The sequence below is a fragment of the Lacticaseibacillus zhaodongensis genome (assembly GCF_009687905.1).
Taxonomy (GTDB): domain Bacteria; phylum Bacillota; class Bacilli; order Lactobacillales; family Lactobacillaceae; genus Lacticaseibacillus; species Lacticaseibacillus zhaodongensis.
In genome coordinates, this window is sequence record NZ_BLBG01000002.1 from 284,681 (window position 1) to 297,777 (window position 13,097).

Below are 13,097 nucleotides of genomic sequence, written 5' to 3' on the forward strand. Positions count from 1 at the left end.
AACTTTTGCACTGGACAATTAAGCCGCCGCTGATTGCGGCCTTGAAAGGAACTATTGATGAACAAGAATGAACTAGAACAAGCGGTCGCTAAGCGGCGGACTTTTGCAATTATCTCGCACCCTGATGCCGGGAAAACGACAATCACCGAACAACTGCTGCTTTTTGGGGGTGTGATTCGGGAAGCCGGAACTGTCAAGGGGCGCAAGTCAGCGCATTTTGCTAAATCCGACTGGATGGCGATTGAAAAGCAGCGCGGGATTTCCGTCACCAGTTCTGTTATGCAGTTTGACTATCAAGGTAAGCGCATCAACATTCTGGACACCCCAGGGCATGAAGATTTCTCTGAAGATACCTACCGGACGCTGATGGCGGTAGATGCGGCAGTCATGGTCATTGACTCTGCCAAGGGTATCGAAGCCCAGACTAAAAAGCTGTTCAAGGTTGTTAAGAAGCGGGGCATCCCGATTTTCACCTTCATGAACAAGCTGGACCGGGACGGGCGGGAACCACTCGATCTGATTGCAGAGCTTGAGGACTTGCTTGGCATTGAGGGTTACGCAATGAACTGGCCAATGGGTTCCGGGAAAACACTTCTTGGAATTTATGACCGCGTCAACCAGCGGATCGAACGCTACCGGCCAGAAACACCCGAGCAGCGGTTCGCACCCCTTGACGATCAGGGTAAGCTGCCAGCTGGCGACCCCCTGACCAAGGATTCCGCTTACCAGCAGTGTCTCGATGATATTGAATTGCTGGACGACGCTGGTAACCAGTTTGATGAGGCCAAAATCATGCGCGGAGACCAGACGCCCGTCTTCTTCGGTTCCGCGTTGACCAATTTTGGGGTGGAAACCTTCTTGAACAGCTTCGTTAAGTACGCACCAGCACCTGGTCCGCACAAGACCGTTAGTGACACTGAAGTCGCGCCGACCAGCCCCGATTTTTCCGGTTTTATTTTCAAAATTCAAGCGAACATGAACCCGAACCACCGGGACCGGATTGCCTTTATTCGGGTGGTTTCCGGTGAGTTTGAACGCGGGATGGATGTTACGTTAACGCGGACGGGCAAGACCATCCGGCTCTCGAATTCGACCGAATTCATGGCCAACACTCGGGAGACGGTCGAAACTGCCGTCGCCGGCGATATTGTTGGGCTTTATGATACCGGCAACTTCCAAATCGGTGATACTATTTACGCAGGTAAGGACAAATTAGAATTCGAACCGCTTCCCCAGTTCACACCTGAACTATTTATGCGCGTGACCCCGAAGAACGTGATGAAGCAGAAGTCCTTCCACAAGGGGATGCAGCAGTTGGTCCAAGAAGGTGCAATTCAGTTGTACCGGACTTACACGACCGAAGAATACATTCTCGGTGCGGTCGGACAGCTGCAGTTTGAAGTTTTCAAATTCCGGATGGAAAATGAATACAACTCTGAAGTTGAAATGACGCCAATTGGCAACCGGACCGCACGCTGGATCGATCCCGACCAGCTTGACGAAAAGATGAGCTCATCCCGAAACCTGCTGGTCAAGGACGTTGAGGGTAAGCCGCTGTTCCTCTTTGAGAACCAGTTTGCAGAGCGCTGGTTTGCTTCTAAGTACCCAGACGTAAAGCTCAGTGCCAAAATATAATTACCCGGGTCGCGCTCTGAATTCAAAAAAGGGAGCTAGTCAATTAACCATGATGGTTGATTGGCTAGCTCCTTTTTACGTAATTATTGTTAGAATAGGCGGCCGACACCGTAGTGAATGAACATTGTGATGATTCCGATGATGATGTTGCGAACGACGGCGTTTTGAACAAAGCCGTGTCCCAATTCTGCGGAGAACAAACCGGTCAGACCAACCGCGATGATGGTTGCAATGATGGTGCCGATCCAGCGCATGATTCCGGGTAGGAAGGTGAGTGCAGCCAGGGGCAAAATGCCCCCAAGTGCTGCACAAATCAAGGATGCCAGCGCGGCGGCCCATGGATTCATGAGCTCGTTCGGATTAAGGTCATACTTGACGCCAACGACCGTTTCCAAGGGCTGCTTGGTCATGAGCTCATCAGCAATCTGGCCAGCGGTTTCAGCGGTTACGCCGCGGGCAACATAATCGGCAACGACGGCTTGCCGTTCAAGCGCAGGATCAGTTTTCAACAGTTCCGATTCAACATGCACCGCAGCAGCCTCAGTATCGCGCTGGGAGCTTACGCTTGCATACTCACCACCGGCCATTGAAAAGGCAACAGCGAGCAGATCAGACATTCCGGCGATAAATAAGGTGAACGAGTTGGTCGTGACTGCCCCGACCGAGAACAGCACCCCAACAACGGTCAAGATGCCATCGTTAGCGCCTAGGACCCCAGCCCGTAGCGTGTTGGCTCGTGTGGCTAATGATTGGTTCTTTTTTGGTTTGCGATTTACTTTGGCTTGTTCCATGATTAGCTACCTCCTAGCGGGCAAACAAGTGGCCAACGCCATACGTAACGGCCATTGTGATCAGGCCGCTAATGACATTCCGTACGGTTCCGGGAACCGGTCGTGCGTTGCCCAGCTTCGCAGCGATGAAACCGGTGATGCAAAGGGCGATGATCACAGCGGCGATGGTCGCAATGATTTTGTACTGTGCCCCAACCAGAGTAATCATGAGCATGGGCAGTAGTGAACCCAGCGGGAAGGAAATCATTGATACAAGTGCTGCACCGATAGCACTCGTGGACTTCGTCGGGTCAATGTTGTACCGCTCCCGCACCGCTGTGTTGATGGGTGAAGTGGCGAACATTTCCGTCGTTGCTTTTTGCGCAAGTTCACGACTGATACCGCTAGCAACATATTTGTCAGTGACATAATCCATTTCCGCTTGGGGGTTCAGGCTTAGGCGCACGCTTTCGTCTGCTACCGCGCGTTTTTCGGAATCTCGCTGGGCATGGACACTTACGTACTCGCCCATTGCCATCGAAATCGTTCCTGCAAGCATTCCGGCCATTCCTGAAAGGATAATCGTCCCGTTATTCGAAGTTGCGGCGGCGACCCCGATGACGATTGCGGCCACCGATAGAATCCCGTCATTAGCTCCCATTACGCCCGCACGAATCAAGTTGATTTTCTCAGCAAGACTCATCGGACGGCGTTTTTGTTTCAACATCGTACTCCGCCACCTAATATTGTGAATTTTGTAGACCTCTCGCAATTAAGAAACCTATTAGAGAGTAGAATAACATTGTTTTAGATTAAAACACAACTTTTGTGGTAAGCAAAAAATGGTGCAGGGGCCGTCATGAAGGCCATTACACCACTATTTACTCGTTAGGACTAACTATCTGTTTTTATAAATTAAAACTCACATAACTGGCCTGGACAAAAGTGTCCGGACCGAGGCGATACCATTCGCTACCATCACTCACGAATACTTTTGCGGCAAGATTGACCAAGGTACCGTTAGCGATGTGGCGGGGGAGAATCGTCCCGTATGGTGCGGACCACAGACTGCAACCAGCGGCCGGGCCGACAATCCGCCCGCGATTGTTCAATAGCTTGATGTTTGTAGTTGTAAAGCGGACCTGGGCGTGCTGCAGGGCAATGGGCGCTGGCAAGTAAGGGTTGTTTTTGTGGGGTCTAGTGTTGCTGGAGGTGATCCATTGGCTGCCACCAAGATTTAACCAGACGTGCTTAGAGTCCTCTTCACGGACTAAGCCGAATACTTGCCAAATGCTCCCTTTAGGTAGGGGTGCGCGTAGTGTTTCTTTGCTCCGGACGTGGGGATGAACAGATTTGTCCTGCATAATTTCGACATACGCAGCGTCCGGCACTGTGCCGGTTTCCAGACCGGCAGGGTGGTAAGTAAAGCGTACCGTTTGCGCAGAAGTGGTGAAGACCCCTCGCTGCTCAGTTGCCCCCTGCACATCAGCTCGCCGGTCGGACAGGGCATTAACAACGTAGGCGAGGTCAACCGTCCCATAATGAATTTCAGGTGGTGCAAGTAATAATCCGTCAGTTCCACGGTGATAGACCGTGACGGGTGCGGCCATTATTTCTTGGTAGTATAGGTTAACGTCCTTGGCATTAGGAACAAAAACATCACTATAATTTTCGATGCGCGTGAAACGGCGACCGGGAAAACGACGCCAATCAATTTCAAAATGATCGCCGACCCGTCCGCTAATGATTGCAGCTGGGGCGAGTTGCTTGTCGGTGGCCTCGTCGCGGTAATAGACATGCAGCACAACTGGCTGTGCTTGTGGTGGGTTAGGGGCCACTGCACGTGTTGCTTCTACATGGGTAGTGGGTCGCGACTGCTCGGCCTGGTGGTGCTGTATCGCCGGCGGTGTGTGTGGCTGCTGACGCGGGCGGGTAGTGAATATTCTGCGAACAAAATCTAGCAGGCTCATGGCAGACCTCCCAATCGAGCGTTAAGGATTAACGACAACAAAACAGGCCGGCATGGCGCCGGCCCGCGATGGCTTACTTATTTGGGGTAAGCTCCGAAGTTCTCAGTGTGACTTCGGCAAGATGCTTCGAGCGTAACACTTGCGCGCCCTTAATCCCCTTGCCAGTGAGTTCACGCAGCGTGAAATCTATCTCGTTGTCCTTGATATTTCGGCGCTCGTTCGTGAAGAGCACTTCCTGATGGTGCGGTGACTCGGTAAAGACCACCGTTGTTTGCCCCAAGGAGTAAACTTGCACGAGCTGGGCGTTGGTGTTTGCTAACTGCTTAGAGACGAGGTGCGCGTATGAGTTGGTGACATCGATTAGCCGCATCGTGATCAGTCCTTTCAGTTCCTTATAGTCCTTATTATAAAGTAAGTAGGCGGCGGATACCACCATAATGTGAAAACGTTTCTAAAACGGCTCAGATGCTTGCGTAGTGCCATTCCCAGAGCCTAATGCGAGCAAAAGAGCAAAATAATTTCTAAATAAATAGTGTTTTTTATCCAGTTACAGTTTACACCACATTAGGAAGCACCGGATACACTTGTTAGACAAAATTCACTGTTTTAGTGAGTTTCGCGGAATGCATGATTAAAAATCAAAGTTCAGGTTTACCACCATGAGTGAATTATAACCCGGTTAGAAATCAGCAAGCCTAAGAAAACCATTCCCGAAGCTAATGACCGCAGTGTGAATGCGCATTCTGTTCCTAATCAGCAGTTTTGTCGGGCAGCATGATGCGGAGACAGGCGGCTATTACCAGCCCGTCTGAAAGGTAACTTGGCAGTTAACAAGCTGGCGCTGACCTCTTGCTGCAAAATTTGCGGTGAAATGCGTCAATAACTTTATCTGACAGGTTGCTTAGTTGCCTACGGAGAAATTGTAGTCTGAGACTTTTCTAATTAAGTGGCAAAGCACTAATTATCATAATGGCGGCGATTGTTGATCAATCGATGCATATGTGCCTATCTTTTTGCCCTACTTAAATCACTTGGCATCCATCAATAGGCCTGTGATGTTAGTTGAAAGTCTCAGTCATGGATCGATAGTTGATTCGTTTTTGCGATTCGGAGGGATGAGCTGGAGAGAGGTGCTTGGGCAACAAAAAACCGCAACAGGCAGCCCTAATGACCACCCGTTGCGGTGAAGTGTTACTATTTGTTACTTGTCAGTTTTATCGCTTGGATTTGTTGATTCCGGAGCTGAATCATTCGTAGCGGCAGTAGTTTCACCGTCACCGGTAATTACAATCTTACCATCGTTCATGCGTGCTTCCAGTTTGCTGGAGCCGGCGTGTTCAAGGTAGTAGTCCGCAACGCGGTCCTCGATCTGCTCCTGGATGACTCGGCGAAGTGGCCGTGCACCCATGGCAGGGTCGTAGCCCAGTTCCACAAGCTTATCCTTGACCGGCGCGGTAACGTGAATACTCAGGCCCTGATCCGCGATGTTGTTGTTTGTGTCCGTGAGCATCAGGTCAACAATCTTCAGCAGACTATCCTTACCCAATGACTTGAACTCAACAATGTCATCGAAGCGGTTCAGGAACTCTGGCTTGAAGTAGTTACCGAGCTGAGCTTTAATGCTGTGGGTTGTACCGTTGATGCTGGCACCAAAGCCAACGTTAGCCTCAGCATCTGTTGCCCCAGCATTACTGGTCATGATGATGATCGTGTCCTTGAAGGAAACCGTGCGCCCTTGGCTGTCGGTCAAGCGGCCGTCGTCAAGAATCTGCAGGAACATGTTCATGACGTCTGGGTGTGCCTTTTCAACTTCATCCAGCAAAATTAGGCTGTAAGGGTTGCGGCGGACTTTTTCGGTCAACTGACCGGCTTCTTCGTAGCCAACATAGCCAGGAGGGGAACCGATGAGCTTAGACACGCTGTGCTTCTCCATGTACTCCGACATGTCGAAGCGAATCATCGAATCCTCGGTGCCGAAGAGTTCCTTGGCGAGTTGCCGTGCAAGCTCAGTTTTACCGACCCCAGTTGGCCCAACGAAGAGAAAACTGCCGATTGGACGGCCAGTCTTATTGAAGCCGATCCGGTTGCGCCGAATTGAGCGTGCAACCTTATCTACGGCTTCGTCTTGACCGATAACGTGGGCTTTCAGGTCAGGCGCAAGGTTCTTCAATTGCTGTTGTTCCTGCGTCTTCAGTTCACCAACAGGAATGTTGGTCTTTTCTTGAACGATGTCTTCCATGTCCTTTTCGGTGACCTGGGGTTCGTCCTTGTCACCGAGCTTGGATTGGTCGGCCTTCATCTTGTTCAACTTGGTAACCTGATCGCGATAGAAGGCGGCTTTCTCGTAGTCTTCGCTCTTGAGGGCGCTTTGCTTTTGTGCCTCTGCGTCGTTAATTTTCTTTTCGATTTCTTTAGGATCAACCGTGTTAATGGTCAGATTCTTGCGGCTACCAGCTTCGTCCAGCAAGTCAATCGCCTTGTCAGGCAGGAAGCGGTCCTGAATGTAGCGAGCGGACAGGTTGACCGCGGCGTTGATTGCGTCGTCCGTGTAGTGGACGTGGTGGTAATCTTCGTAGCGCGACTGGATGCCCTTCAGAATCTTAACCGTTTCTTCAGTACTTGGTTCATTCACCGTCACCGGCTGCAAGCGCCGGGCCAACGCGGAATCTTTTTCAATCGTCCGGTACTCGTTGTTAGTGGTTGCCCCAACAAGTTGGAGTTCGCCACGAGCCAATGCTGGCTTAATGACGTTGCCGGCGTCCATGCCGCCTTCAGCATTACCCGCACCAACGATCTCGTGGATTTCGTCAATGAACAAAATAACCTCGGGGTGCTGCTTTACTTCATCTAGTAGCTGCTGCATGCGTTGCTCAAATTGGCCCCGCATACTTGTGCCCTGGACGAGTGAAACAACATCGAGCCGGATTACCTGCCGATCCTGTAGCTTCTGTGGAACATCGCCGTTAGCAATCTTCAGTGCGAGACCCTCAACGACCGCTGTTTTGCCGACCCCGGCTTCACCAATCAGAACAGGGTTGTTCTTCGTGCGCCGGTTCAGGATCTCGATGACCCGGGAAATCTCCTTGTCACGGCCAATCACTGGATCGATTTCACCGCGCTTAGCCTGATCGGTCATGTTAACGCCAAATTGCGCTAGCACGCCGCCACCCTTGCCCGAGGCACCACGGCCGCCACGTCCGGCTTGCGGACGCTGATGCTGGGAAGAGTTCTCGGGGTTCTGTTGACCGCCGTTACCCATGGCCCGGAAAATCTCATCTAAGCCGTTAAAGCCGAAGGGATCATTCGAGTTACTTGCGGCAGCCTGGGTGTTGTTTGACTGGTTCTTGAGCAACTGATAACAACTCTGACAGAGGTTGATTTCCTGCCTTTTACCATTAACGTTGGTATAGAGGTGAATCGTTGCTGGGTTCTGTTTGCAATTTTCACACAACACTGAATGTCACAACCTTTCTCAACTATTGTGGCGAAAACGATCTGAAGGTCAAAAAGTTCTTTGACCTTTCTTGACCATGACTAGAGTATAGCGCAATTTTTTTTGAATGCAAGCACTCTATGCCAGAGAGTGCTAAAATAATAATGCAACAGTTAGCATTGCGATGAAAACGATTGCGTGCTAAACTGAAAAACATCCTGTTAAAGGAGGCTAGGCAATGGCAACTGACTATAAGAGACTGCTGGACCAGTTGAAGAGCGGCGAGCTCAAAGAATTGCGGGTCAAACCGGATGACTTTATGGCTTTTCGTGAAGTATGGAACAACTATCCTGGTAGAACCGAAATCGTTGGCAGTGCACACCGCGGTGGGGACATTGTTTACCACTATGAGGCCCATTCGGCGTAAACGCATACTAAAATGGTCTTGTGCAGTTTTGACAAAAATGGTAACCTTTACAGGAATTGATTTTATCAAGCTTTTAAACAGCTAAAGGAGAGATTTTTCATGGAAACTCGTGAGTATAACGTAATTGCAGCTAGTGGTATCCACGCCCGTCCCGCAACACTTTTGGTACAGGCAGCAAGCAAGTTCACATCTGACGTTAACCTTGAATACAAGGGCAAGTCAGTTAACTTGAAGTCCATCATGGGCGTTATGAGCCTTGGTGTTGGCCAGGGTGCCGACGTTAAGATCACCGCTGAAGGTGACGACGAAGCAGATGCTATCGCTGCTATCGACGAAGCTATGAAGAAGGAAGGCTTGGCTGAATAATGAGCAAAGAACTCAAGGGGATTGCTGCGTCAGACGGTGTTGCGGTCGCTAAGGCATACATGCTCGTGGAGCCAGACCTGTCTTTTACAAAAAAGGCAATTGACGATACCGATACCGAAGTAAGTCGTTTTAAGAAGGCCGTTGCGGACTCAAACGATGATTTGCAGGTCGTTCGGGCCAAGGCCAAGGAATCACTTGGTGAAGAAGAGGCACAGGTTTTTGATGCCCACATGATGATCCTTGCAGACCCTGAGTTCACCGGCGCAATCGAGACCAAGATCAGTGATGAAAAGGTTAATGCTGAACAGGCATTGTCTGACGTTTCTCAGACCTTCATCGCTACATTCGAGGCTATGACCGATAACGCCTACATGCAGGAACGTGCGGGGGATGTTCGGGACGTTACGAAGCGCGTGATGAGTCACCTGCTTGGCAAGAAGCTTCCTAACCCAGCGTTGATCAACGAAGAAGTTGTCGTTGTTGCGCACGACTTGACACCTTCTGACACTGCTCAGCTCAACAAGAAGTTTGTTAAGGGCTTTGTCACCGATATTGGTGGCCGGACAGCTCACTCTGCAATCATGGCCCGGTCACTCGAAATCCCAGCTGTTGTTGGTACGGACAGTGTGACGACTTCCGTTAAGGATGGCCAGTTGATTGCTGTTGATGGTTTGACTGGTGAAGTCGTTGTTGATCCTAGTGAGGAACAGCAGGCTGACTTCAACAAGCAGGCTAAGACATTCGCGGACGAAAAGGCTGAATGGGCTAAGCTCAAGACATCACCATCCGTTACTGCTGACGGTAAGCACTTCACCGTTGCCGCTAACATCGGTACACCTAAGGACCTTGATGGGGTGTTGGACAATGGTGCCGAAGCCGTTGGTCTGTACCGGACCGAGTTCTTGTACATGGATTCTTCCGAGCTTCCTAGTGAGGACGACCAGTTTGAGGCTTACAAGAAGGTTCTCGAAACTATGAATCCAAAGCCAGTTGTTGTCCGGACCATGGACATTGGTGGTGACAAGAAGCTTCCTTACATGCCACTTCCAGAAGAAATGAACCCATTCCTTGGCTACCGTGCCATTCGGATCAGTCTGGACCGCCAGGAAATCTTCCGCACCCAGCTGCGCGCATTGCTGCGGGCATCCGAATTCGGTAAGTTGCGCATCATGTTCCCAATGATTGCTACAATTCAAGAATTCGAAGCTGCTAAGAAGGTCTTCACTGAAGAGAAGGACAAGCTTGTCGCTGACGGCGTTAAGGTTGCCGACGACATTCAGCTCGGGATCATGATTGAAATCCCAGCCGCCGCTGTTCTTGCAGACCAGTTTGCAAAGCACGTCGACTTCTTCTCAATCGGGACTAACGACTTGATTCAGTACTCAATGGCTGCTGACCGCGGGAACGACCGCGTTTCATACCTCTACCAGCCTTACAACCCATCCATCCTGCGCCTCGTCAAGCACACAATTGACTCCGCGCACAAGGAAGGCAAGTGGGTCGGCATGTGTGGTGAAGCCGCAGGGGACCCAATCATGGTGCCACTACTGCTTGGCCTCGGTCTTGATGAATACTCCATGAGTGCAACGAGCGTGCTGAAGGTACGTAGTCTCATGAAGAAGCTGTCAACTGCTGACATGCAGGTTATGGCTGAAAAGGCTGTTAACGAAAGCATCTCTAACGATGACAATAAAGCCCTCGTTGAGAAGACTGTTGGCAACAAGTAATTAACTGATTTAAGCAAAGTGAAAGCTCCCGCGATTGCGGGAGCTTTTTTTGTTGACTTTTGTGATTACAGATGTAAACTGTAACTAACGATTACAGATGTAAACAAGGAGGACGACGTGATGAGTGAGGAAAAGCAGCACATTAGTAAAGCCGAATGGGCGGTGATGCGAGTTGTGTGGACGTTGGGAAAGTGTGACGCAAAAACGGTTGCCAAAGCACTTGAGCAAACCCATGGCTGGGCTGAAGCAACGGTCAAGACATTGATCAACCGCTTACTGAAGAAAAACTATTTACGCGGTGAACGTGATGGGCGGCGTTACATCTACAGTGCGGCCGTTGCCGAACAAGCCACGATGGATACGGAACTTAGTACGTTGCTCGATTCCATGTGTGCGCACAAGCTTGGTGCTGCGGTCAATGACGCGCTTGAACGGCGTGAATTGAGCCAGACAGATATCCAGCAACTGATTGCTACTCTCAATGCAAAGTTAGCGACTGCACCAGACGCGGTGGCCTGCAACTGCGTACCAGCAGGGATGGATGATCAATGTGCCGCGGATGCGGACTGTAATTAAGCAATCTAGTGGGCGACTGCTACTGCACGGATCAGGCGAGAATGCCAAGGAGTCAACACAATGAAAATGGATCACATGACAATGGATATGGACAGTGACATGCAGGGGATGGATGGTCATGACGGCATGGCCATGATGCACCACCAGATGCCAGGAATGGACGACGACCCCGGGATGGCACATATGGGTAATCTATCCCGTAAATTCTGGATCAGTCTGATCCTGACGATTCCCATTCTGCTTCTAGAACCGATTATGGGCATCAATTTCCACTTGGGAGTCCTCAGCCTACCCCTGCGGTTTCCGGGGAGCGATTACCTGGCACTAATTATCGCTGCCATTTTGTACTTCTATGGGGGTATGCCCTTCCTGCGCGGCGGCATTGATGAATTGCGAGCGCGGCGTCCCGGGATGATGGCCCTAATTGCACTTGGAATCACAGTCGCGTTTGGCTATTCTGTTTACGCGGTACTTGCTGGCACATTTGGGAACAGCAGCCCGATGAATTTCTTCATGGAATTAGCGACGCTGATCGATGTAATGCTCCTTGGCCACTGGCTGGAAATGAACGCCGTGATGCGGGCGGGGGACGCACGTTCAGCACTGCAAGATTTGCTGCCGCACACGGCACACGTTTTGCAAGACGGTGAAGTACACGATGTTGATCAACACAGTCTACAGGTGGGGATGGTCGTCCGCGTGTTGGCTGGTGAAGCAGTTCCTGCAGATGGACGGATTGAAAATGGAACCAGCCAGATCAACGAAGCACTGCTGACGGGTGAATCAAAACCAGTTAGCAAAAAAGTCGGGAAAACGGTCATTGGTGGGACAACTAATGGTGATGGGGTGCTCGATGTGCAACTGACTGCCGTTGGGGATGACACTTTTCTCGGGCAAATTGCAACTTTGACCGCCGCTGCCCAAGGTAGCAAGAGTCACGCCGAGAACATGGCGGGAAGAGTTGCTTCATGGCTGTTCTACATCGCTCTGCTTGTTGCAATCATCGCCTTTGCAATCTGGACTCCAGTTTCTGGCGTTGGTGCAGCGATGATGATTGCGGTCACAGTTCTGGTTATTGCCTGCCCGCACGCGTTAGGACTGGCGTTACCATTAGTTTTAGCGCGGGCAACGGCTTTTGCTGCTAATGACGGTTTGCTTTTACGCAACCGGGATGCTTTTGAACGTAGTCGGCAAGCCCGCTATGTACTGCTCGACAAGACCGGTACCATCACGCAGGGGCAATTCAACCTGAATCAGGTTGTGGTCACTCCGGGAAATGATGCGGATGAGGTACTAACGGTTGCTGCAAGTCTCGAACAACAAAGTAACCACCCCCTGGCTGCGGGGATTCTACGTGCAGCCAAGCAACGGCAATTGCCACTACTGCCCCTAAAGCATGTCAATGCAATTGCTGGTGTGGGGATGCGTGGTGAAAATAATGGTCAGCAGCTTGCAATCGTTAATGCAGCTTACCTTGATCAAAAGAAAATTGCTTATAATCAGGCTGAATATGAGCGGGCTGCCCGGGCGGGAAATACCGTTTCCTTTGTGCTGCGGGACGATCAAGTTCTTGGCATGTTAGCGGTCGGTGATCAGGTCAAGACGGATGCTGCTGCTGCGATTGGCGGTTTCATTAGCTTGGGCTACACACCCGTGATGTTGACCGGTGACAATGAGTTTGCAGCCCGGGCAGTTGCCGGCAGTGTTGGCATTACGGATGTGCACGCAGCATTGATGCCTGCAGACAAAGTCAAGCTGGTCCAGCAATACCAAGAGCAGGGGGGTGTGATCATGGTCGGCGATGGGATCAACGATGCTCCAAGTCTGGCACAAGCGGACGTTGGGTTTGCGATTGGGTCAGGAACTAACGTGGCAATTGAATCCGCTGATGTAATTGTTGTGAAGAGTCAATTAACAGACGTGCTTGCCTTTCTTAAGTTGGCGCGCCGCACAAGTCGCAAAATGGTTCAAAACCTCTGGTGGGCGAGTGCCTACAACATCATTGCGATTCCACTGGCGGCGGGAGTGCTGGCACCCATTGGCATCACGCTAGCCCCTGCTGTTGGGGGATTGATCATGGCTGCATCTGCTATCATCGTTGCCCTGAATGCGCTGAGTCTGCGCGCTGAGTAATCCCAGTACAGACGGTTTGACAAAAAACGACCTCCAGCTAGGCTGGGGGTCATTTGCGTT

Annotated in this window: 11 protein-coding genes; 6 read left to right on the forward strand and 5 right to left on the reverse strand. The window is 50.9% G+C overall.

The window, feature by feature from the left end:
• The first annotated feature begins 57 nt into the window (after nt 1–57).
• Nucleotides 58–1,635 carry a peptide chain release factor 3 gene (locus GN107_RS03870; RefSeq protein ID WP_155286525.1) on the forward strand — a complete coding sequence of 526 codons (1,578 nt, stop codon included), beginning with the start codon at nt 58–60 and terminating at the stop codon, nt 1,633–1,635.
• 89 nt (nt 1,636–1,724) lie between these two features.
• On the opposite strand, the gene GN107_RS03875 is transcribed toward GN107_RS03870, so the two are convergent.
• The 5 genes from GN107_RS03875 to GN107_RS03895 form a co-directional block, all read right to left on the reverse strand.
• A complete protein-coding gene (locus GN107_RS03875; protein WP_155286526.1) occupies nt 1,725–2,426 on the reverse strand; it encodes a VIT1/CCC1 transporter family protein in 702 nt (233 codons plus the stop codon).
• Between the two features lie 13 nt (nt 2,427–2,439).
• A complete protein-coding gene (locus GN107_RS03880) occupies nt 2,440–3,132 on the reverse strand; it encodes a VIT1/CCC1 transporter family protein (protein ID WP_155286527.1) in 693 nt (230 codons plus the stop codon).
• Between the two features lie 181 nt (nt 3,133–3,313).
• Nucleotides 3,314–4,375, reverse strand: a complete 1,062-nt coding sequence (locus GN107_RS03885) for a MucBP domain-containing protein (protein ID WP_155286528.1) — start codon at nt 4,373–4,375, stop codon at nt 3,314–3,316.
• A 73-nt stretch (nt 4,376–4,448) separates the two neighbouring features.
• The gene (locus GN107_RS03890; protein ID WP_155286529.1) at nt 4,449–4,745 is read right to left on the reverse strand and encodes a DUF1827 family protein; all 297 of its coding nucleotides are present in this window, start codon (nt 4,743–4,745) and stop codon (nt 4,449–4,451) included.
• A gap of 831 nt (nt 4,746–5,576) precedes the next feature.
• Nucleotides 5,577–7,829, reverse strand: a complete 2,253-nt coding sequence (locus GN107_RS03895; protein WP_196246238.1) for an ATP-dependent Clp protease ATP-binding subunit — start codon at nt 7,827–7,829, stop codon at nt 5,577–5,579.
• A 217-nt stretch (nt 7,830–8,046) separates the two neighbouring features.
• On the opposite strand from GN107_RS03895, the gene ykzS reads away from it, so the two are divergent.
• The 5 genes from ykzS (at nt 8,047) to GN107_RS03920 (ending at nt 13,037) form a co-directional block, all read left to right on the forward strand.
• Complete coding sequence (gene ykzS, locus GN107_RS03900; RefSeq protein ID WP_155286530.1) at nt 8,047–8,235, forward strand: protein YkzS; 189 nt, start codon at nt 8,047–8,049, stop codon at nt 8,233–8,235.
• A gap of 99 nt (nt 8,236–8,334) precedes the next feature.
• Complete coding sequence (locus GN107_RS03905) at nt 8,335–8,601, forward strand: phosphocarrier protein HPr (protein ID WP_155286531.1); 267 nt, start codon at nt 8,335–8,337, stop codon at nt 8,599–8,601.
• Entirely contained in the window at nt 8,601–10,328 is a 1,728-nt protein-coding gene (gene ptsP / locus GN107_RS03910; protein WP_155286532.1) for a phosphoenolpyruvate--protein phosphotransferase, read from the forward strand. The genes GN107_RS03905 and ptsP overlap by 1 nt, the downstream gene beginning before the upstream one ends.
• 120 nt (nt 10,329–10,448) lie before the next feature.
• Nucleotides 10,449–10,904, forward strand: a complete 456-nt coding sequence (locus tag GN107_RS03915; RefSeq protein ID WP_155286533.1) for a CopY/TcrY family copper transport repressor — start codon at nt 10,449–10,451, stop codon at nt 10,902–10,904.
• Between the two features lie 60 nt (nt 10,905–10,964).
• On the forward strand, nt 10,965–13,037 hold the full coding sequence (locus GN107_RS03920) for a copper-translocating P-type ATPase (protein WP_155286534.1): 2,073 nt from the start codon (nt 10,965–10,967) through the stop codon (nt 13,035–13,037).
• Nucleotides 13,038–13,097: the final 60 nt, after the last annotated feature.

Bases quoted from the DNA above. Each gene is read 5' to 3' on its own strand.
- GN107_RS03915 (WP_155286533.1), top strand. From the start codon at position 10,449: ATGAGTGAGGAAAAGCAGCACATTAGTAAAGCCGAATGGGCGGTGATG.
- GN107_RS03885 (WP_155286528.1), bottom strand. From the start codon at position 4,375: ATGAGCCTGCTAGATTTTGTTCGCAGAATATTCACTACCCGCCCGCGT.
- GN107_RS03905 (WP_155286531.1), top strand. From the start codon at position 8,335: ATGGAAACTCGTGAGTATAACGTAATTGCAGCTAGTGGTATCCACGCC.
- GN107_RS03875 (WP_155286526.1), bottom strand. From the start codon at position 2,426: ATGGAACAAGCCAAAGTAAATCGCAAACCAAAAAAGAACCAATCATTA.
- GN107_RS03890 (WP_155286529.1), bottom strand. From the start codon at position 4,745: ATGCGGCTAATCGATGTCACCAACTCATACGCGCACCTCGTCTCTAAG.
- GN107_RS03920 (WP_155286534.1), top strand. From the start codon at position 10,965: ATGAAAATGGATCACATGACAATGGATATGGACAGTGACATGCAGGGG.
- ptsP (WP_155286532.1), top strand. From the start codon at position 8,601: ATGAGCAAAGAACTCAAGGGGATTGCTGCGTCAGACGGTGTTGCGGTC.
- GN107_RS03880 (WP_155286527.1), bottom strand. From the start codon at position 3,132: ATGTTGAAACAAAAACGCCGTCCGATGAGTCTTGCTGAGAAAATCAAC.
- GN107_RS03870 (WP_155286525.1), top strand. From the start codon at position 58: ATGAACAAGAATGAACTAGAACAAGCGGTCGCTAAGCGGCGGACTTTT.
- ykzS (WP_155286530.1), top strand. From the start codon at position 8,047: ATGGCAACTGACTATAAGAGACTGCTGGACCAGTTGAAGAGCGGCGAG.